The sequence below is a fragment of the Solidesulfovibrio sp. genome, assembly GCF_029978005.1.
Classification (GTDB): Bacteria; Desulfobacterota; Desulfovibrionia; order Desulfovibrionales; family Desulfovibrionaceae; genus Solidesulfovibrio.
The window spans coordinates 1-20,082 of sequence record NZ_JARKOZ010000002.1; the positions used below are offsets into that span (position 1 = coordinate 1).

The following is a 20,082-nucleotide window of genomic DNA, read 5'->3' on the forward strand; positions in this document are numbered from 1 at the left end:
GCAGTTGCAGCACCACAGAGTTGGTGACGCCGGTCGCATTGCAGTAGGCTTTGATGCTGCGATGGGGGGCCTGGATGGCGGCCCGCAACGCCTCGCGCTAGGCCAGATCCATGCGTCATCTTGCCATGGCCGTGGCATGCCGTGTGCCGCCGGCCTCGGCCGGATCAGGGTCGATGCCGGCCTTGCGACAACGGCTCCACAGGTCCTTGGCCAGGGTGGCCAGGGCGACCGGATCGGCCAACCAGGCGAACCGCTCTACACCAAACTGCTTGGAGACCCGGACATCCAGCCCCTTGGGCTCGTAGCCGAGCAGGCACCACAGCATGAGGACGTACCGTTTCTGCCGGGCCAGCGGGCCGGCCGGGATGTCCAGGCGCTCGTAGCCGTCGGCAGCGTCGCCCTTGCGCCAGTCGCGCAGGCGTTTCGGCAGGAGCGGGATGTCGATGGCCGCATGCTCGGGCAGCCACCGCGTGGCCAGGGCGTCGAGCACCTGGTTGCGCTGGCCAAGGGTCAGCTTGGACCAGGACGGGGCCTCGCCGCCGAGGATACGGCCGAAGATCTCGACGAGCTGATCCTTGTCAGCTTCGTACCGAAACGGCGAGGCCGGCAGGATGCTGCCGAAAAAAACCTTGGACTGCATGCTGTAGATGGCGGCGCAAGAGACAATCTGCTTTGCCATATTATTTACTCCCGATTTTCCTTCCGAGGGCAGACGGGCACGATTCACAACCGCCACCGCAAAGACTAAGACCAATGCAAGGTGGCGGAGTAACATTCACTTTTTTCATGACGACAAGCCGATCATCGTGGGTGACGCCGGCTGTCTCCGGGATGCGGCATCGCCGCCCGCAGCCAGGACAGCACAAGCCGTCCGCGAACTTCCGGGCGATATACATACCCGGACGCTTGCAGGGTTTGTAGCCGGATTCCGCCTCCACATAGACATGCCCGTGGGCGCGTCCCACCACAGTGAGCCAGTAGGTGCATTCTCGAGATTTACCCATGGCGACCCTCCCCTACAGCGCGACCGATCCGCTGAAGTCGTCTTCGGTATGGCCGCCCCCTTCCGGGAACGCGTGATCCGGGCAGCGACGCCAAAACCCCGGAGGCAGGAGGCAGCCGCAAACGACGCAGTACCGTTTCTGCGCGCGCTTCGGCCCTGTCTTGCGACAGACGGGGCACACGCGCTCATCGCCCTGTGGCGCAAAATCCTGCAAACAAGTGATGCACCGACGTTTCGCCTGCGGCTTGGCAGCAACGGACGGTTGCGGACGCTCCGGCGATGCGACAGGCGCGGTCGCGGCATTGCCTTCCCGGGCCTGGCGCAGGGCCTTTTCCAGCTCCGCGACACGCGCTCGCAGACAAGCCACTTCCTCCGGGGCTGGGTAGGCCCGCGCCACGAGTTCCGACGCCTGCACGCGGCAGCAAGAGCCGTTGACGTACAGTTGGTAGCCGCTCCCCTTGCGCGTTAGCCTGTGCTTTGTGCTCCGGGAGCGGACATAACCGCTATGGCTTACTTCGTAGGTCTCAAATCCGGGGATGGTGCGCCATTCCATGGCTATTCCTCGCTCATTCCTCTTGATGATACTGACTTTGATATGCTATTTTTCTTGCCTCTCGCGAGGCGGGATATCTTGATTTTAATTTTAGCAAGCCGAGACTCGAGATATTCCATTATGGCTGTCGCTCTTTCTCCGAGTTCAACGTCGCCGGATTTGATTTCAACAAATAATTTATCAATCCCTTCTTTCTCTTGCGTCAAACGTGCAAGTTTTACAGCATTCTGCAATTCATCCATTTTTTTCTTGAGTTTTGGCGAAATGGGGCCAGACAGCATCAGTATGCATGATGCCAGGGTGTACTTGTCATATTTGAGAAGTGCCTTGAATTCAGCAGTATAACTCATTGCCCCCTCCCGGCTGCTCATCAGGCCCGGACGCGCCACCGTCCGACGACCGCCCCGCATGCAGGGCGGTTTCGCATGGGGTCTTATTTCAGTACGTCCGTCAGCGCTTTCCCGGGATCGAACGACACCGCCATACGGGCCGAGATTTCGACGGGAGCCCCGGTCCTGGGGTTGCGCCCCATGCGCGCCTTGCGCTGCTTGGCCTTCAGTTTGCCAAGCCCTGGCAAGGGCACCTCGCCGCCGCTGGCCAGGCTCTCGGCGGCCACCGTACCCAGGGCGTCGAGCACAGCGGCGATGACCGTCTTCTCGTGGATGTGCTTGGTGTTGGTGCCGGCCGCCAATTGCCCCTTGATCTTCTCGATGAGTTCCGATTTGGTCATGGTGCCATCCTCCTTGGTTAGATGATTGTTTGTATCCGCCGGGCTTCATTGACGTAGTCCGCAGCCATGGCCCCGTCCGATGCGGCTCTGGCGATCAGCGACGAGAGCTTTTCCGCTTTCCCCAGCCAGTAAAGGACCTGGGCTTCGGCGCTCAAAAGCGCTCGCCAAGCCACGAGCCTGCCCCCAGCGGGAGCCGCGCAGGGCTCGATCTCAAAGGAGCCGCAGCAGGCGCACACCGGAGCCTCGGGTTGCCCCTCGTCAAGCGCCGGCCGGGGGCCCACATGCCCGCAACGCAGACAGTGATGCCAACGGTCCCCGTTCATGCCGTTCCCTCCGTTGTCAGGCACTCGACCAGCCTGATACTGACGGCAGCGAGTTCCGCCGCTGCCGCGCATGCTTCCGTCGGGCTCCCGGACTCACAGCTCTCCAGGAGACGGAGCACGCATTGGGCGGTGCTCCGCCCGAGCACCGGCAAGTCGGCAACCGAGACCAGGGCCGGTCGCCGCTCAAGGGCCTGGCGCACCTCGATGGGCAGCGCGTCCATCACAGCGCCGCCAGATCGAGGGCGATGGCCTCGTATTTGCCGTCTTCACGCCGCGTATAGACCCTGACGTAGGCTTTCGTACCCGACACTTGCAGGCTGTCGGACACGGCCTGCATGGCCCGCCGCCAGCGATCGTCGTCGATGGCCAGCCGGCGCAGGCCCAGAACGCGGCCGGTGTTGATGCTGCCGGTGCTGTCCACCCGGAAGGTGTCGTTAATGAGGGCCTTGAGCTCGTCGCGGCTGCCCTCGGTCCATTCGGTCATGCATTCGTCTATCAACGACTTCGCGGCCTGGAGGCGCTCGTCGAAGACCAGGGTTTCGGCGACCGCACGCTGCACCTTGAACCGGCCGTCATAGCTGGTCAGGGTGACGTTTCCCTTGGTCCCGCCGACCCTGGCGTCATACTGTTCCGCCGAGAGCTGGATAAACGCCGCGACATCGCCGAGGACGTCGTCGCGAAAGCCGCGCATGGCCTCGCGCAGGGCAACCGCCTTGCCCGCGATCTCCCGCACGAGCTGGTCGCGTGCTTGGTCGATGGGTTTGACCATCTTGAGGGGCACCAGCCGCCCCTGGGCATCCTCCATGAAGCCTTCGCGCGCTTGCGGTTCGTCGCTCATGACTTCACCTCCTTGCCTTCGCCGAGGCCGACCACCCTGGCCGTGGGCAGCCCCATTTGCTGGATCACCTGGCGCAGGTTCGTCCGGGCCGCGACCACGCGCTCCTTGACGGCCTGGGGGTTCGTGAGCCCGTCCACGGCCATGAGGTCGGCAAGCACCTCCCTAAGCTGTCGCATCATCCTGGTCCTCCTTTTCGAACCGAGCCAGGATGGCCCGGCAGTTCTCGACGATCTTTTTCCGTGTGGCCGGCTGATAGGGATCGTGCGTCAGAAAGAGGCGCACGATTTCCAACGTGGCCCGTTTCTCGGTCTCGAACGGGTCGCGGATTTTCCGAGGCGGCCATGGCGTATCCACCCTGTCTTTGGCGGCTTCGCTGGCGCGAAACAGGTAAGTCTGGCCGCGTTTGCCATGGCGTTCCAGGAAACCCGCCTCGGCCAACCATTGGCAGTATTTGCGCACGTGGTCGTAGGAGACGCGTGAGACGGTGGCCAAATCTTGATAGGCAAAACCGGGCTTGGCCGAGCGGACCGCCCGCCAGACGCGCTGATAAAACTCGCCGGAGCGCTTTTCTTCGGTATCGGGATTGAACCGGAACACGCCCTCCTCGACACGAAGCAGTTCTCGGCGCTTGACCATCTCGTTGACTTGCTTGCGAACCCTGGCTTTGGCCGGCTCATCGGAGCAGGCCAAAGCCTCGTAGATAAGGGGGTAGGCTACGGTCTGCTTGCCACCGACGGACAGCCCTTGGATGACCAGGCGCAAGCGATCCGCTTCTGGTGTTCTCATTCCCGCCTCCAGCTCCGCTGCTTCTGGATCGCCGCCACCATGGCCACGTCGGCGATGTTCGTTTCCCTGGCCCTGGCCGCCTGCTCGAGGAGCTGCACCATGTTGCGCACCAGCCGCATGTCGCCGTCGGAGGTGGCCCGGACCATGGCGCAGGCCTCGGTGGTGAGGTCGAGATTGGCCGCCTCCAAAGCAAAAGCGGCGACGTCGGCCTCGTCCACCGGCCCAAAGGGCACCTCCTGGGTCACGCGGGACCAGATGCGACGCTGGTTCGAGAGCAGGCCGATCAAATCCTCCTCGCCGATCAGGATCACGGGGCAACCGGTCTCATTGTGGATGTCCCGCAGGTCGTTGACGCGGCCGATATGCAGCCTGTCCGCCTCATCCATGTAGATGGTGACCGCCTGTCCTTGGTCGCGCCGTTTCGCCAGGGTTTCGATGATGCGCACCTTGCAGGCATGGGCGGATCGAGGTGCGCTGTTCTCTCCTGTGGTCTCCCTGCACAGCCTCCCCAGGAAGGCGGCCTGCGTCATGCCCTCCCAGGCCGAGAGGAAGACACCCCCGCGCTCGGTGTAGCTGTTGCGGGCTGTGAAGGTCTTGCCCCGACCGGCTTGCCCCCAGGCCACGACGATGCCCGGCTGCCCGCGTTCGGTGTCCTCGACGGTCCGCACAGCCCGCCGGAAAGCGGTCACGTTGCCCGTCTCCACAAAAACCGATCTCATGCGTTTCCTCCCCCGTTGGCGGCCATGCGGCGGCGCTCGTAGACGGTGCGCAACCGCGCGTAGCGTCCACTCGCGCAGGCCGCGTATTCCTCGGTTTGCTCGTAGCGGGCCATCCAGGCGGCGTCGGCCTCGCGAAGGGGCACGCCATCCCGGACGGACACGTTGAAAAGGTATTCGTAGCGGTCGAGCTCGGTGACGATGGATGCCATCTGCGCCGGCGGCACATAGGCCGGCGCGGCTTCGAGCTTGGCCCGGGCCGCGGACTTGGCGGCTTCGATGCTCTTGACGTTCGGGGCGGGCGGTTCCGGCAGGGCAGGCGGGGCCGTGGCGGTCTTTTGCTCGGCCACGAGCTGCATGCGGTGCTGCGTTTCCGGGAGCACCACGTTGGCGAGGAACTCCCTGGCATCCGCTGTGACATGGTTTTCAAGTGCCTTTTTGTAGGCGATCTCGGCCGCCAGCAGGGCCTTATCTTCGTCCGTGCCCAGGATGCCGGCCGCCGGGTGCACATTGGTCGGCACTGGGGGGGCCTCGCAGATCAGCCGCTTGCCCGTCTCGTCGTAGACCAGCACCGACCGGCGGTCCTGGTCGTCGTAGCGCACCAGCACCGGATGGCGCAGCGAATGCAAAAATGGGTGGCGGTAATGCCGGCCGAAGATCTTGACGCCGTTTTGCTCGATTTGCCGAATCGTCTTGGAGAGCATGCACAGCCGCAGCTTCAGCAGCTCGGCATCGGTCAGGCCCGGGCCGGCTCCCGGCGCGAACACATCAAGGGGGGCCTGGCCTTTCAAGTGGCCACGTTGCGGCCGGTGAACGTACTCGTCGAACCACATGGCCACGGCCGTGTGGGCCTCTTCCAGGGTCAGCGGCCGGTAGCCTGATGCTTCGTAGAGCTTGCGGTGCAGGTCCTCGCCGCGTTTGAGGCGCGGCGGCTTGGTGGCGATGGAAGAACCGACGTAGGAAGGGCACCAGCGTTCCAACTCGCCGAAGGTGCCGAAAAATCGTTCCACGGTTTTGGACTGGCCGTGATAACCCCAAGCAAAAATTGTTTGGATGCCAAGCTCTTGGAATACGCCGCCCAGGCCGCACTGCGTCAGGTCCACGCCGTTGAAAAACTCCCCCTTGAACGCCTTGCCGTTGTCCAGGTAGGCGACGCGGGGGAACTTCCCCAGGCGCAGGCAGGCCCGGCGTAGGGCCGAGGCGATGGCCTGCGTGTTTTCCGTAGGCATGATCTCCCAGCCGAGAGGGTAAGACGACTTCATGTCGTACCAGAGCACCAGCTCCATGCGAGCGCCCTTGCCGGTCTCGGGATCGAGGATTTCGAAATTGAGCTTGTGGCCGTCGGCCACCAGGATGTCGCCCACCGCGATCTTGGAGTAGTCGCGCACGATGTACGGGCAGCATTCGTCCACCCAGGCTTTCTTGCCCTTTCTGGAGTAAACGAATTGGCCGTAATTGTTGGCGATCCACTTTTCGATAAACCGGCGAATGGTAATTTCGGAGCACGGCGGCAGACCTGCCGGCTTGAAGGCTTTGAGCGCCTCGCGGCAGACTTCGGCGATGTTCGGCGCGTTGGGGTGCCGGACCAGGGCGGTGATGATGGTCTGGTGGCCCACGGTCAGGACCGGTTCGATGCGCACGCCCCCGCGCGTGTCGGCCAGGGCCAGGGCGGAGCCGGTGCGGCGTAGCTTGAGCTTCCAGCGTTCCAGGGATTGCGCGGATACCGACTCGCCCAGCACTTCCTTGATTTTCGGCCAGACACCGGCCCGGTAGGCCGACAAAAATTCCTTTTGCGCCACACCCTTGCGCGGGGCCTTGGCCAACGCCTCGGTGTAGAGGCGCACCAGGTCCGCCCGGGCCAGCGCCCCGCGCCGCTGGTCTTCGGTGAGCAGCGTTTCGTCGTCGGTGACGGCTGGGAGGTTCGCGCCTTCATGGGCGGCCAGGGCGTCCCGGACCTCGGCAGGGAGGGAGGCCGCCAGATACAGCCGACGGCGGCCGCCACGGCAGGCCTGCTCCTCAAACGTCCAGGATTCCTTGCCGGCCCTGGCATGAGCTGCCCGCTCCGTGATTTCCATCGCCTGTGCGATCTCTTTTGCCGTGTATGTGTCCTGCATCGTGCCGCCGTCCGCTTGATAGAGTTCCGCGCCCCCTGATAGGGTCTCCGTTACCTGTTCACCTGACCGTCAACCCGCAAAGGAGGCGCGGAAATGCTTTTCGACAACTATGCTGCCGCGAGCCGGGTTCATGTTCATGAACTGCTCACCATTCTCTCGGCCGACGAAATCAATGGTCTGCGCGAGACCTGCCGGCGTCTCGGGCAAAAAGGCGTGCAGCAATGGTATGGTGAACATTTCGATCTTGTTCTCGACTATGTCCGCGCGACACCCAGCGAAAGAAAACGTAAGAAAGCCTGGCAAGTTCAAGATATAAAAGGGATACTTGTACTCGTATCTTCAATACATGCCGCACAAGCCAGGGGGCTTTTAAAGGCCATAACGAACAGGGTCTTTGCTCCTGGATTGTCATACCGGGAAACGACAGCCCTAGCTGGTGAAATTTATCTCGACGTTCTAATGCAGCCAGTACCTTACTGGCCCTTTGATCCGCCTGATCCTTTTGCAGAGTAGGCATTGTGTTCACCACGCTTGTTGGCTGCTCATTAGGCCGGGAACGTGCTCCATCCGCTTTATGTGCCGGCGGAGTGTCGTCTCCGAGCAATCCGACAAACCGCGTTCCTCAAAGATCATGCGAGCCCAACGACAGACTACGGCGATGGGCGGTTTGGCTGGATGGTTGGCCAAGGCAAGCAGAATCGAGGCATGGGCATCGGACACGGCCATCCGCTTGTTCATGACGCTACTCCTCCACCCCGAGGAAGCGCTTTGTGGTCGCGGATTCAACCCCTGTCCCGCTGTCCCGCAGCATCACGCCGACGCCGCACATGCCCAGCAGCGCGGCCCGAACCGCCGCTTCGGGAATGTTGTTTTGCCTCAAAACCTGGGCAATCTGCCGCATCTCTTCCGCCTTCCCGGTCATCCGCTTCCGCTTGCTCACTGCGTCACCCCCAGAAGGGTATGGCCCTGTTCCCGGCACCTGCGGCGCAGGGCGACATGGGCGGCGCGGAAGCCGTCCCGCGTGAGGCAGAAGAACACGCCCATCGACGCATCCTCGAACGCGTCGATGTCGAACCGGCCATTCTTCATGAAAGGCTTCTCGTCGGTGGGGGCCGCGACAAGATAGCCAACCAACCCGCTCGTCGGTTCGGTATGCAACCCGGAGACACCACAAAGACCGGGTTCCACCCGCCACATGTCCATGATCATCTCCATCACCTGTCCTCCTGTTTCGGTTGATATTTTCCGCGCCCCCGGGGGATGGTACTGGCGGTCTGGCCGCTCGGCCCAAACGCCGTGAGGCGCGGAAATTCCTGGCGGCTAGGCCGCTTGCTTGTCTTTTGCTCCCAGGTACTTGGCCGGACAGCCATGTTCCCGCAGCCAACCGAGGATCGCGGGGGAGTTTGTCTTGCGCCCGGCCAGGAAGTGGCTGACGTAGCTGCGGGACACTCCCGCGCCGGTGGACACGTCCACTCCCTTGATGCCCTTACGGACGAGCCAGACCCTGATTCGTTCAACCTTCACCATTGATCCGCTCCCAAAGTTCCCGCTTCCGTCGGCTGCGCTTTCGTTCTTCGACCACCACCTTGCCCATCTCGTAGATGGCCGCCTCTTCCGGCGAGAGCACGACGTACCCGGCCGGACAGGCGGCGGCCAAAATCCGGGCATCGCCCAGGATCACGGTCAAAGCGGCCACATATTCCAAAGGAATATGGCGCTCGCCCTTTTTGCTCGCGGCGGTCCAACTGTTGATGTGGTGCTCGCTCACGTTGGCCCCGGTCAGTCTGGCCAGTTCGTCGGCGATGTACTGTCGGGTGAGGCCGGATGCCTTGATGGCGGCATCCACCGCTTCGTAGACGGCCTCGAGGCAGCGGAGGCTGCCGGCCGCCATGTGCGTCGTCGGCAGACTGGACAGGGGCAACGTGAGCTGCACCATGCGACTGTCCAAATTGCGCTGCCTCTTAGCCATTGCCCTTCCCAGGTTTCCCGACTAGATTCCGGGCCAAGGCGGTCAATTTGTTGACCGCGTAGGAAAGGTTTAGGCTCGTGAGTAAAAGTTGTCAACGGGTAATAAAGCTACTTCGGGCTTTCGATCCTGTGGGTTCTATATATTTCCAAACAATAGACTGATATGACTAGCGAAAATAAAAAACCAGCTACTTCTGACTTAGCTTCGGGCTTTCAAGACGAAAGCCTGAATTCCTTTGATTTTGCCATAAAAAGATTGCGTCTTGCAATAAATGTGAATGATATTGGTGAGTTAGCGTCATTTCTTGGAATTAGTCGGCAGGCGATAAACAAAGCTCGCTCGGCGAAAAAAATTCCTCCATCGTGGTTTATTCAAGTTGGTCAAGGAACAAATGTTTCGATTGATTGGCTTGTTTCCGGCGACGGCCCCATGCGCCGGGGTGAAACCGCCGTGCCCGCGACCACTTCAGCGCCGCCGACCGCCGATGCCTTCTTGACGGCCCCACAAGAAGAATTTCGAATGTCGGATATGCTGACCAAGACGGCCGAAGTGCTGGAGTCCGACACCATTTATCGGACAGCTTTAGCGAGCAATATCAACGCGTTTCATCAAGCGGTGAGGAGCGAGCGGACGCTGGCTCGGCTGGAAGAGCGCATGGGGGAGATCGAAGCCAAGGCGGATGCCATGGCACGCGAACTAAGCGAATTACGTCGTGAAAACAGGGAATTAAAGGAACGGCTGGAGCCTGCCAGCCAGGACAAGGCGGTGGGTGCGGCGGGGTAAGCTGATTATTGTATCAAATTGGGCTATTAGCTCTTTTTTTATGTCCATCGCCTTCGACGATTCGATATTTCTTGGCTCCGTCATGTAGGCGGCCTTCAAACTTTCTCACTTTGCCTGATATTTTCACCCCCATTTCGGCCCAATTTCTCATCTTGCCTTCCGCCCGCCCCGCGCGTCTGGCCGACGCCCGCAAGCCCACGTCCGGCCTATGTTTAGCCCACGTTGAGCCTACCCGATTCAGGCCCCACGCCATTTCTCATTTTGCCTGACTCCCCACACCAAAGGTCGGCCCGGCCCGCTCTTGTCGCTTCCCGGGGCGTGTGGCCGCTCCCCCATTTAGTGTCGGCCACAAGCCCTGAAAGACAACCAGGACCAGCATCAAACAATGATGGTGACCATGAGGTCATGCTTGGCGAACCGGGCGAGCGCCGTCTGCAGTTCCCCCGGCTGGTAAGATCCCATATGCGGCCGAGGAAGATTCAGGGCGTCGTATTTGCTGTATCCGAAAGTATGGCAGGGCAGCACATCGATTTCATGTCGCCCGTGTTTATGGAGAAACATGGCCATATCCGCGATATTTTTCTCCGTATCATTGACTCCCGGCATAAGCGGCACGCGAACGCGCACCTCCCTCCCCGATTCGAAAAGCGTATGAAGGTTTTTCAGGATGATCGCGTTGTCGCGGCCGGTCAGGCGTTTGTGCTCTTCAGGGTCCATATGCTTGCAGTCGAAGAGGAAAAGCTCGGCCCTTCGCATGACTTCCCTGAACCGCTCCGGCTCGCACACGCCGCAAGTATCGATGCAGGTATGATACCCTCTCCTGTTGCACGCCGCGAGGAGATCAAGCAGAAAATCACCGGCCGCCGTCGGTTCGCCACCGCCGATAGTCACGCCGCCGCCCGAATTGCTGTAAAAGAGGCTGTCGCTATCGCTGATGCGTAAAATGTCCTCCACGGACATACGTTTTCCCGACATTTCCCGCGCCTTCGCCGGACACACCTCCACGCATGCCCCGCAATCCGTGCAGAGCGTCCGATCACGGTTGTAAACGCCGTCTCTCTTGGTCACTGCGCCCTGAGGACAAACTTTCTCGCATTCGCCGCAACCCGTGCAAAGATTTGCGAAAACCATGAGCTGCGGCTTGAAGCTCTGCGATTCCGGATTGCTGCACCAGGGGCAGTGCAAGGGACAACCTTTGAGAAAAATCGTCGTCCGCAATCCTGGTCCGTCTTTCGTCGACATCCTCTGTATGTTGTACACAATCCCGTCCACCAGTCGCACTCCTTCTATAGAATGTTTGCCCGCCTCGCCTTGAACTCCAAGGTTCCCTTCGACGGGCAGTTTGCAAAGCATTTTTGATGCCACTGAAAAACTACAAATAAATCAGCGTAGTACGCCCCAGAGCGCGCACCTCCAGGACGAATGACGGCGCGATCGTGTGCAAACAGGTACAGATTGTACTGGATTACACGAAGGCCACTCTTCTTTCGGTACACTTCTTCGCAACTCCGGTCGGAAGAACGCAGAGGGCGTCGAGTCCTTGGCAAAAGTTTTTATTTTTCACGCAATTACAGCAAAGAAAAATTTGGCAAGCCATTTGCAACCAACACGACGCAAAAGAGAGCCGCAGGCTTTCGCCGGACCCCAAAGAAATGATGCGAGGAGGCTTTACATGGGATACGCAATTGATTGGGATACATTGGACCAACGCATTTCCAACCAGAAGGAGACGCTTCTCGACACGTCGCAGAATATGGATCCCGAGCGCCTCAAATTCCTGAGCGAGGCTTACGATGAGTGCAAGGGAGAAAGCGTATTCATCACTCGCGCCAAGCTTTTTGAAAAAGTGCTGACGAACAAAAAGATCTACCTTGACGGCAACCCTATCGTCGGCAGCCTCGCCGGCGGCCGGGCCATGATCTATGCCTACCCGGAATGGCAGTGCAACTGGATCAGGGAGGACCTCGACTCCGAAAAGCTGGCTCTGTCGTCCCTGGGCGAGGTCCGCTTCTCCGACGACACCAAAGCCGTTCTGAAGAAAGTCTACAAGGACTGGAAGGGCAAGACCACCTACGACCGCGCCAACAAGCTCTACAAGGAACTCTACGGCGGCAACGCCGAACTCCTTGTGAAGTGCGGCTGGATCTACCCGGTGAACGACAACTCCACCGGCTCCGGCGTGGCCGATTATCCCGCCATGCTGAACAAGGGTGTCCGCGGCCTCCTCGAGGAGGTTGACGCCGCCTACAAGGCCCTTCCCAAGCACGCCACCAACTGGTCCAAAATCGAATTCTACCGGGCCTGCAAGATCGTCCTCAATGCCGTGATCGCCTACGCGCACCGGTATGCCGACTTGGCCGAGGAGACCGCCAAGACCGAGTCCGATCCCAAGAGAAAGGCGGAGCTGCTGGAAATCGCCGAGGTCTGCCGCCGCGTGCCCGAATACCCGGCCCGCAACTTTCGTGAAGCCGTCCAGTCCTTTTGGTTCGCGCACTGCTGCATCGAAATCGAGCAATGCGGCTGCGGGCACTCACTGGGGCGGTACGGCCAGTACATGTACCCCTTCTACAAAAAAGACATTGAGGAAGGGAACCTCACGAAGGATCAGGTTCTTTCCCTCTTGAAGTGCCAGTGGGTCAAACACCTTGAGATCGCGGTCTACCAGGGCGACGCGTATGCCAAGGCGTTTTCGGGCCATACCGGCCAGACCATCTCCCTGGGCGGCTATACCGCCGACGGCGACGACGCGTCCAACGCTCTCGAAGAGCTGCTCATGGATACGCAGATCGCCATGCACAACATCCAGCCCACGCTGGCCCTGTTCTACACCCCGAAGATGAAGCAGTCGTACCTTGAGAAGGCTGTGGACGTCGTCCGCCATGGTTCCGGCCAACCGCAATTCATGAACATGGATGCCGCCATGGCCCGTTCCCTGGTCCGCTTCGCCTCGCGGGGAATCACCCTGGACGAGGCCCGCACGCTTCCCGTCATCTTCGGCTGCGTCGGCACGGGCATGCAGGGCAAGGGCTCCTACGTCACCTTCGAGGGCCAGCCGAACCTGGCCAAGCTGGTCGAGTTCGCCATGTACAATGGCCATGATCCGCACACCAACAAACAGGTTTTCCCCGAAGTGAAGCCTGCCGAGGACTGCGGCGACTTCGAGGAATTCTACCAGAGCATGCTCCAGCACATGGACCATGCCTACGATGCGCAGCGCAAGATCAGCGATCTCGGCAACTGCACTCGTGAGGAAGTCGTTCCGAACATCTTCCGGTCGTGCCTGCTTGAAGGCTGCATCGAGAGCGGTCTCTGCGAAGAGGCCGGCGGGCCCAAGTATTCCCAGTCGCTGTGCATCACCGCGACCGGCATCGATGCCGTGAACTCGCTGTATGCCATCAAGCATCTTGTCTACGACACCAAGAAGCTCACCTGGGCCAAGCTCAAGGAAGCTCTGGCCGCCAACTTCGAAGGCTTCGAGGACATCCAGAAGATTTGCTACGAAGCCCCCAAGCACGGCAACGACATCGAAGACGTGGATCAGCTCACCAGGCGATTCTTCCGCGACGTCGAGCGCACCTACCGCTCGCATGGCCCGGATTACTTCGGCTACGAAGCCCACATGGATCCTTTCTCCCTGTCCTACCACAACTACTTCGCGCCGATGACCGGCGCCCTTCCCAACGGGCGCAAGAAGGGCGTCGCCCTGACCGATGCGAGCGTTTCCGCCATGCCGGGCACCGATGTGCACGGCAGCACGGCCCTGATCAAGTCGGCTGCGCAGGCGATCGACACTGTCCGCAACAATTGCAACCACATGAACATGAAGTTCCTGCCTTCCGCCTTGGAAGGTCCCAACGGCAGCCGGATGCTGCTTAACCTGGTCAAGACCTATTTCGACCTCGGCGGCGGTCACATCCAGTTCAACTGCGTGGACGCCGAGACGCTGCACGATGCCCAGGACCGTCCGCAAAACCATAAGGATCTCGTCGTTCGAGTCGCCGGATTCTCTTCGTACTTCACGCGGCTTTACAAAGGCGTCCAGGACGAGATCATCAAACGCACGGAATACGCGGCCTAATCCATGACGCGAGGCGGGGGCTCTCGCCGCGAGAGAGCCCCCGCCTCTTTGTTCCGAGGAAGAGCACATGCTAGAAATTGCCGTTACGCCTGAGGTTTCCGCCAAGTTCAAGGAAATCCTGAATGAGGAAGGCGATCCGAACGCCGTTTTTCGAATCTACGAAACAAAAGTCGGAGGCGGCTGAAAAAGTCATCTGGAACTCCGGGTGAGTCTTGATGAGCGCACGGATGCCGACGAGGAGCAGGAAACCCAGGTGGCAGGCATGCCCTTCGTCGTCGCCAACGAAGTCATAGACGGGTACGGCTCCAAATATAGCATCGCCGCCACTGAAAATGGCCTGCCCGGCGTAACTGCCGGCTGAACGAAGCAACTCCCGCACAAGATAATTTTCAACACTCAAAAAGGATACGCAATGCTGAACATTTCCATTGCCGCTGAAGTCTCCGCCAAGTTCAAGAAACTTTTGGAAGAAGAAAGTGGTCAAAATCCCGTGTTTCGGATTTATGAATCCAAGGTCGGCGGCGGCTGTAAAAGCCATATGGAACTTCGCGTGAGCCTTGACGAGCGGTCGGATGTCGACGAGGAGCAGGAAATCCAAGTCGATGGCATACCCTTCGTGGTCGGCGACGACGTCATCGATACCTACGGCTCGCAATACAGCATCTTTGCAGCCGAAAACGGCATGCCCGGCGTCAAGGCCGGCTGAAGCCGAAAGGGGCATCCGTGCACGACGGATGCCCTTTTTCTTTGCCACGCTGAGGATATTATCGCCAATCGAGTTGGCACGACATTTGCGGAAAATTTCAGAATTTGAGTACAAAAAAAGACGAATCCCGGTTTTCGTACCCGGAAGGGAGGACGAGGCGGACAGGACGAGGCCATCCATGAGCCTCGGCTCGGATTCAGCAAAGACAATGCAAGTACTCAGATGTTGATGTGTTGCGAAGTGCTTTTTGCAGTTGACCATGTTTTTCTTGAGCCCAAAGGCGAATCTTCAACTCTGTAAATCGTGACGGACAGGAAAAACCGATTCCGTCCACTTCTTCAACGTATGAATATCCTAGAGCAAATTGCCGCGACCGAGCAACTCTTCTCAAAGGGCAAGATCGAAGAAGCGATGCTTGTATATGATGACATGTCCCGAATGGAGCACCTTACGGCGCAGGAAAAAGGCTTGGTTCTTTTTGGCCTTGGGGCCTGCCATCTCGTTCAAAACGACTATGAAAACGCCTGCTCGAGACTGAAAGAGAGCTGGGAACTGCTTTTATCCGCCTTGGGCGCAAAAAATCCGAGCACAACGCGTACGATGGTCCTTCTCTCTCGAGCGTTGATCGCTGTCGGCAGTCTGGAATCCGGCATGGAGATCGGCCGCGGCGCTTTGGAAAATCTTGTCGCACTGTATGGGCCAGAGGATGCGCAAACAGCCACCGCGGCTTTTTTCCTGTCCGCTGGAGCCTACAAGTTCGGACGCCTGGCCGAGGCGGAAAGCCTGACGCTTCAAGCGATGGGCGCCTGGGAAAAAAAACACGGGCACGATTCGCTCCAAGTGGCGACCTGCCTCGATGCGCTCGGCAAGCTCCGGGATGTTTGCGGAGAGAAGCGGGAAGGCGTGCGGTTTCACCGGCAGGCCCTGGACATAAAATTGAAGATCCTCGGCGATCACGAGACCACGGCGGCTTCGCTCGGGCATGCCGGCGTCGCCCTAGCGGAGCTGGGCGACTGGAAGGAGGCGGCGACGCTCTTGACCCGGGCGCTTGAGACTTTCCGGCGTATCGGCGCAGCCGAGGACGCCGCAGGCACGGCTCTTTTTCGTGAAAAACTCGCCCTATGCCGGCAAATGCTTTCCAAGGAGATCCGCGATGGACAAGAAACTGCTCACTGATGCAATCGTCGACATCGAATGGGATATGTTCCGCAGCGTAAACAACAAAGGCGGAAAAGCCGCCTGCCAGATGGACCACGCCACGTTTCTCATCATGCGCAACAGCCAATTCGCCTCTTGGGACGACGCCCTGCTCGCAAGCTATCTGAATGATCTTGCATCCGCCCAGGGGCAGGGACGAAACCTCATGAGCGAAAAGTATGCACGCATGATGGAGTCCACCTTCCCGGAGGAATATGCCCAGCTTGCGGACCGCCTTCCGTCGATCGATCCCGTCGCTGCCCAACAAATCGAGGAGATCGTTTCCATCCATGTGCAGTGGAAGGAAGTGCTCGACAAACGCTATCCCCACCTGAGCGATCGATCGCGCCCTGTGCGCAGCCGGGACGACAGCGTCGGGCTGGCCTCTTTGGAGACATACACGCGCGCGGAGCTCAAGACCTATTCGCCAAAAACCATATCGCTGTACCATGCGGCCACGATAAAACGTATCGAACGCGGCGAAAGCGAAGCCGAGCAGAACATGTTGCATCAAGTCAGACAATACGGCTTCGAGAATCCCGACGAAGCCGACAACTATTTCAGCACCCATGCGTAGCGACCACGGGCAGCCCGAAAGTCTTCGGGCTGCCCGCGTGTTCGATTCTCTGCTCTTGCAGTATGCTCTTTGCCATGCCTTCTTTGAAGAGATTGCGGCATGGATACTGGCACTGAACATCTTTTGGTTGCGAATACCATCTTGAACTGCCCGAAACGTATCTTCGACAGCACTTGTCCGTGGACATCATATGGCAGCAGAGCCTCGTTCTGAAGAGGCCTTATATCACTCGAAACGAACCATTCATCGTGGACAGGCATTCTTGATTTCTATCAATCACTGGAATCTCACGGAACACCATCATGCCAATTAATTCCTGCACTTATATCTACCTAAAATTTTACGATTTACCACAATCGCAACGATCCATATGCCTGACTCTCCTCTCCTGTGCACGGCAGGAGACAGCCGCCCTGTATTGAATCAACTTTGAACCATACGGAACCATGGAGTCGTCATGTCCCTCAGCTACCGCGAAATCGAAGACGTGTTGATGCAAGGGCTTCGCCTGTACCATCATCCGATTGCAGTAACTTTTTTTTCGACCGACGAGGAGGTGAGTTATTTCAAACAAGTGACTCGCCATGTCGTGCCGGCGAAACCTTTAACCTTCTGTCAGTGGGAAATCGCGGCGAGGATGGAAGGCAAAACGGTCGTCGCTGAAAAGAAGCGTTTGGGATGCTGCCCCGCGAAGATCAGTTTCGGGTGGGAGGACATCGGAGAAGACGACATCAATTTCCTGACGGATGCCTATACGGATTTTGAAGCAGCCAAAATGATCATGAATTCCAAGCCGCGGCTCCCCCTCGATTCCATAAAGGCTATTTCGGTGGGTCCTCTGGGAAAAGCAGTCATCCCTCCACAGGTCATCCACCTGTACTGCGACAACATGCAATCACACTCTCTTGCCGTCGCGTATATGAAAGCCATGAAGATCCATCCGTTGCGTCCAATGGTCTGCGAGAGTTCGTCGGCTTGCGGCGGAAGCGTCTTTTGCCATCAAGAACAGACCTTCAATTTGTCGCCCTGTTGCAAAGGAAGTTACAATTCTGGCAAAACAGAGCGCGGTGAAGTGAACGTCTTTATACCAGCTACGCATCTGGAGTCGACGGTCAACTGTCTCGTCGATACCGTCCTGAACAATGAAGAAGAGACATTCCCCGGGCCAGACATCTGTAAAAACTGTGCGCTCATCACCTTTCATGAGCAAAGCTAGCTCTACGGTTTTCGAAAGAGTCTTCGCCTGACAAGGCTTTTCGAAGCGCTATTGTCGGATGAATTCTTTTTCTGCATCTAACAAAAACAGAATTAATTGCTCCAGCTTCCTTGTTGATCCGTTCCGGCAGACTTCTTGAGCACGACATAAGGAGGGCGTTATGCGGAAGTGCGGCATCAACGGAGTCATCACCCTTTTCGTCGTCTTGTCGGTTGTAGCGGGCATCGGCGCGCTCATCGCCTACGTCTCGGCCTCCACCTACGACAACACCAAGGCCCTGCAGGAGGAATCCCTCACCCAGACGGCGAACATCACCACCAAGGTGCTCGGCCTTTTCGTCGAGAACGCCGAGCGAACGGCCGCCAACCTGGCCACCCAGCCGGCCACCGTGGCGGCCCTGCGCAGCGAACCGAGCGACGTGGGGGCCATCATCGAAAGCGCCCTGGAAGTCTCTCCGGAGCTGCTCTCGATCTTTTTCTTCGACACCAAGGGCAACCTCGTGGTCGCCCGCAGCCGACAGGGCGGGGTGACCAAGAGCTACGCCGACCAGGAATACTGCAAGGCGATCCTCTCCGGCCAAAAAACCTATGTCAGCCGTTCCATCCTGCGCGACAAGAACACCTCGGACATGATCTTCGTCGCCTCGAGCGCCGTGCTCGGCCCGGATGGCAAAATCCTTGGCGGTGTGGCCGTGTCGACCATGTGGGAGGCCATCACCAAGGAATACATCGATCCCATCCGGTTCGGGAAGCGGGGTTACGCCTTCATGCTCGACGAGGCCGGCGTCTCCATCGCCCACGCCATGAACAAGGACCAACTGCTGCACGACACCACGGACCAGGACTATGTGCGCCAGGCCTTGAAGCTGCCCAAGGGCCTCGTCCGCTACACGCTCGGCGGCGAGGTCAAGCAGATGGCCGTGGCCCAGGTTCCGGCCACGGGCTGGCTCGTATGCATGTCCGAATACGAGGACGAACTCATGGCCGGGGCGACGCGCCAGCGCACGGTGCTTCTCGGCCTGGGCGCCCTCGTGGCGGCGGCGGTGGTGGCCGTCATCACCGTGGCCAACCGGCGGCTGGTCTTCGGGCCCCTGCGCACTATCGACGCCTTCACTTCCCATGTGGCCACGGGCGACTTCAACGTGACCCTGACAGGGCGGTTCCGGTTCGAACTGGCCATGCTGGCGGACAACCTCAGGCGCATGGTCGGAGAACTCAAGACGCGGCTCGGCTTCGCGCAGGGCGTGGTCAACGGCATTCCCACCCCCTGCGCGATCATCGGGCCCGACTGCAAGATGTCCTGGGTCAACCAGCCCATGTGCGACCTGATCGAGAAGCCCGGCCCGCCCGAGAGCTACGTGGGCCAGTCGGCCGGGATCTTTTACTACGGAGACGCCGACCGGTCGACCAATTCCGAGAAAGCCCTGCAAGAGCGGCACATGATCACGGCCGAGCGCACCCATGTCACGCCTTCCGGCAACACCCTGGAAGTCGTCATCATCACCACGCCGTTCTACGACATGGACGGCAACCTGCTCGGCACCATCGCCTTTTGGAGCGACCAGACGGAGGTCCGAACCCAGCAGCAGCAGATCGCATCCCAGAACACCCTCATGCTGGACACGGCCCGGAAGGCCTCCGCCGCGTCGGACAATATGGCCGCCGCGGCGCAGCAGCTCTCGGCCCAGATCGGGCAGGCCAACCAGGGGGCCCAGGAGCAAAGCAGCCGCGTGCAGGATACGGTGTGCGCCGTGGAGCAGATGAACGCCACCATCCTGGAGGTGGCCAGGAATGCCGCCGAAACCGCCAAAAACGCCGACATGGCCGGGAAGAAGGCCCGGGAGGGCGAACAGCTCGTCAGCCGGGTCATGACCTCCGTGGACTCGGTGCGCCAAGCCGCCGGCCAGCTCCGGACCTCCATCCGCGACCTGGGCGAGCGCGCCCGAGGCATCGGCAGCGTGCTCAACGTCATAAGCGACATCGCCGACCAGACGAACCTGCTGGCCCTCAATGCCGCCATCGAAGCGGCCCGGGCCGGCGAGGCCGGCCGGGGCTTCGCCGTCGTCGCCGACGAGGTGCGAAAGCTCGCCGAAAAAACCATGAACGCCACCAAGGAGGTCGGCGAGGCCATCACCGGCATCCAAAGCGGCACCACCGACACCGTGGACATGGTGGATCTGGCGGTGGAAGCCGTGGCCGAGGCCACGCACCTGGCCGAAGACTCGGGGTCGGCCCTGAGCGAGATCGTCGCCGTGGTCGAAGCCGCCGGGGACCAAGTCCGGGCCATCGCCACCGCTTCCGAAGAACAATCCTCCACTTCGGAGGAAATCACCCGCGCCGTGGAATCCATCAGCCGCATCGCCTCGGAAACGGCCAATGCGATGGCCCAGTCCTCGGACGCGGTCGCCAGTTTGGCCGACCAGGCGCAAAGCCTCAACGCGCTGGTGGCCGGCATTCGGGGAAACGCAGCCCAACCCGCCCTCTCCTGACCTGG

24 protein-coding genes and 1 other RNA gene are annotated in these 20,082 nt (G+C 59.9%); 9 read left to right on the forward strand and 16 right to left on the reverse strand.

Features of this window, described 5'->3' with window-relative positions:
- Window positions 1-115: 115 nt before the first annotated feature.
- The 11 genes from Q1K70_RS00055 to Q1K70_RS00105 form a co-directional block, all read right to left on the reverse strand.
- Window positions 116-679: a DUF1018 domain-containing protein gene (locus tag Q1K70_RS00055; protein ID WP_300154009.1), complete on the reverse strand. Its 564-nt coding sequence runs from the start codon at window positions 677-679 to the stop codon at window positions 116-118.
- Between the two features lie 337 nt (window positions 680-1,016).
- On the reverse strand, window positions 1,017-1,556 hold the full coding sequence (locus Q1K70_RS00060; RefSeq protein ID WP_300154012.1) for an NUMOD4 domain-containing protein: 540 nt from the start codon (window positions 1,554-1,556) through the stop codon (window positions 1,017-1,019).
- A 2-nt stretch (window positions 1,557-1,558) separates the two neighbouring features.
- Window positions 1,559-1,906, reverse strand: coding sequence for a hypothetical protein (locus Q1K70_RS00065; RefSeq protein WP_300154015.1), 348 nt, complete (start codon window positions 1,904-1,906; stop codon window positions 1,559-1,561).
- Between the two features lie 7 nt (window positions 1,907-1,913).
- Window positions 1,914-1,983: hammerhead ribozyme type II (locus tag Q1K70_RS00070), an RNA gene on the reverse strand.
- A 6-nt stretch (window positions 1,984-1,989) separates the two neighbouring features.
- Window positions 1,990-2,286, reverse strand: coding sequence for an HU family DNA-binding protein (locus Q1K70_RS00075; RefSeq protein WP_300154018.1), 297 nt, complete (start codon window positions 2,284-2,286; stop codon window positions 1,990-1,992).
- 17 nt (window positions 2,287-2,303) lie between these two features.
- Complete coding sequence (locus Q1K70_RS00080; RefSeq protein ID WP_300154021.1) at window positions 2,304-2,609, reverse strand: hypothetical protein; 306 nt, start codon at window positions 2,607-2,609, stop codon at window positions 2,304-2,306.
- A 220-nt stretch (window positions 2,610-2,829) separates the two neighbouring features.
- A complete protein-coding gene (locus tag Q1K70_RS00085) occupies window positions 2,830-3,447 on the reverse strand; it encodes a DUF3164 family protein (RefSeq protein ID WP_300154024.1) in 618 nt (205 codons plus the stop codon).
- Window positions 3,444-3,626, reverse strand: coding sequence for a hypothetical protein (locus Q1K70_RS00090; protein ID WP_300154026.1), 183 nt, complete (start codon window positions 3,624-3,626; stop codon window positions 3,444-3,446). The genes Q1K70_RS00085 and Q1K70_RS00090 overlap by 4 nt, the downstream gene beginning before the upstream one ends.
- A complete protein-coding gene (locus Q1K70_RS00095; RefSeq protein ID WP_300154029.1) occupies window positions 3,610-4,233 on the reverse strand; it encodes a hypothetical protein in 624 nt (207 codons plus the stop codon). Before Q1K70_RS00095 ends, Q1K70_RS00090 begins: the two co-directional genes overlap by 17 nt.
- Window positions 4,230-4,952 carry an ATP-binding protein gene (locus Q1K70_RS00100; RefSeq protein WP_300154031.1) on the reverse strand — a complete coding sequence of 241 codons (723 nt, stop codon included), beginning with the start codon at window positions 4,950-4,952 and terminating at the stop codon, window positions 4,230-4,232. The genes Q1K70_RS00095 and Q1K70_RS00100 overlap by 4 nt, the downstream gene beginning before the upstream one ends.
- A complete protein-coding gene (locus Q1K70_RS00105) occupies window positions 4,949-7,024 on the reverse strand; it encodes a Mu transposase C-terminal domain-containing protein (RefSeq protein ID WP_300154033.1) in 2,076 nt (691 codons plus the stop codon). The genes Q1K70_RS00100 and Q1K70_RS00105 overlap by 4 nt, the downstream gene beginning before the upstream one ends.
- Window positions 7,025-7,156: 132 nt before the next feature.
- On the opposite strand from Q1K70_RS00105, the gene Q1K70_RS00110 reads away from it, so the two are divergent.
- Window positions 7,157-7,576, forward strand: a complete 420-nt coding sequence (locus tag Q1K70_RS00110; RefSeq protein WP_300154035.1) for a hypothetical protein — start codon at window positions 7,157-7,159, stop codon at window positions 7,574-7,576.
- A gap of 229 nt (window positions 7,577-7,805) precedes the next feature.
- Here the strand turns inward: Q1K70_RS00110 and Q1K70_RS00115 are convergent, their stop codons facing one another.
- From Q1K70_RS00115 to Q1K70_RS00130, 4 genes are all read right to left on the reverse strand, one after another.
- Window positions 7,806-7,964, reverse strand: coding sequence for a hypothetical protein (locus Q1K70_RS00115; protein ID WP_300154037.1), 159 nt, complete (start codon window positions 7,962-7,964; stop codon window positions 7,806-7,808).
- Between the two features lie 35 nt (window positions 7,965-7,999).
- On the reverse strand, window positions 8,000-8,278 hold the full coding sequence (locus tag Q1K70_RS00120; RefSeq protein WP_300154039.1) for a hypothetical protein: 279 nt from the start codon (window positions 8,276-8,278) through the stop codon (window positions 8,000-8,002).
- A 105-nt stretch (window positions 8,279-8,383) separates the two neighbouring features.
- Window positions 8,384-8,587, reverse strand: a complete 204-nt coding sequence (locus tag Q1K70_RS00125) for a helix-turn-helix transcriptional regulator (RefSeq protein ID WP_300154041.1) — start codon at window positions 8,585-8,587, stop codon at window positions 8,384-8,386.
- On the reverse strand, window positions 8,577-9,011 hold the full coding sequence (locus Q1K70_RS00130) for a hypothetical protein (protein ID WP_300154043.1): 435 nt from the start codon (window positions 9,009-9,011) through the stop codon (window positions 8,577-8,579). The genes Q1K70_RS00125 and Q1K70_RS00130 overlap by 11 nt, the downstream gene beginning before the upstream one ends.
- 183 nt (window positions 9,012-9,194) lie before the next feature.
- On the opposite strand from Q1K70_RS00130, the gene Q1K70_RS00135 reads away from it, so the two are divergent.
- Entirely contained in the window at window positions 9,195-9,815 is a 621-nt protein-coding gene (locus Q1K70_RS00135; protein ID WP_300154046.1) for a helix-turn-helix domain-containing protein, read from the forward strand.
- Window positions 9,816-10,193: 378 nt separating this feature from the next.
- On the opposite strand, the gene Q1K70_RS00140 is transcribed toward Q1K70_RS00135, so the two are convergent.
- A complete protein-coding gene (locus tag Q1K70_RS00140) occupies window positions 10,194-11,087 on the reverse strand; it encodes a glycyl-radical enzyme activating protein (RefSeq protein WP_366521631.1) in 894 nt (297 codons plus the stop codon).
- A gap of 400 nt (window positions 11,088-11,487) precedes the next feature.
- On the opposite strand from Q1K70_RS00140, the gene Q1K70_RS00145 reads away from it, so the two are divergent.
- From Q1K70_RS00145 to Q1K70_RS00175, 7 genes are all read left to right on the forward strand, one after another.
- The gene (locus tag Q1K70_RS00145; protein WP_300154049.1) at window positions 11,488-13,893 is read left to right on the forward strand and encodes a pyruvate formate lyase family protein; all 2,406 of its coding nucleotides are present in this window, start codon (window positions 11,488-11,490) and stop codon (window positions 13,891-13,893) included.
- Window positions 13,894-14,098: 205 nt separating this feature from the next.
- Window positions 14,099-14,254: a hypothetical protein gene (locus tag Q1K70_RS00150; protein ID WP_300154051.1), complete on the forward strand. Its 156-nt coding sequence runs from the start codon at window positions 14,099-14,101 to the stop codon at window positions 14,252-14,254.
- A gap of 51 nt (window positions 14,255-14,305) precedes the next feature.
- Window positions 14,306-14,599, forward strand: a complete 294-nt coding sequence (locus Q1K70_RS00155; RefSeq protein WP_300154054.1) for an ErpA-related iron-sulfur cluster insertion protein — start codon at window positions 14,306-14,308, stop codon at window positions 14,597-14,599.
- Between the two features lie 345 nt (window positions 14,600-14,944).
- Window positions 14,945-15,775 (forward strand): tetratricopeptide repeat protein, encoded by an 831-nt coding sequence (locus tag Q1K70_RS00160; protein ID WP_300154057.1) that lies wholly within the window; start codon window positions 14,945-14,947, stop codon window positions 15,773-15,775.
- Window positions 15,753-16,373, forward strand: coding sequence for a DUF4125 family protein (locus Q1K70_RS00165; protein WP_300154060.1), 621 nt, complete (start codon window positions 15,753-15,755; stop codon window positions 16,371-16,373). The genes Q1K70_RS00160 and Q1K70_RS00165 overlap by 23 nt, the downstream gene beginning before the upstream one ends.
- Before the next feature lie 457 nt (window positions 16,374-16,830).
- Complete coding sequence (locus Q1K70_RS00170; RefSeq protein WP_300154062.1) at window positions 16,831-17,589, forward strand: DUF169 domain-containing protein; 759 nt, start codon at window positions 16,831-16,833, stop codon at window positions 17,587-17,589.
- A gap of 160 nt (window positions 17,590-17,749) precedes the next feature.
- Window positions 17,750-20,077 carry a methyl-accepting chemotaxis protein gene (locus Q1K70_RS00175; RefSeq protein ID WP_300154066.1) on the forward strand — a complete coding sequence of 776 codons (2,328 nt, stop codon included), beginning with the start codon at window positions 17,750-17,752 and terminating at the stop codon, window positions 20,075-20,077.
- Window positions 20,078-20,082: the final 5 nt, after the last annotated feature.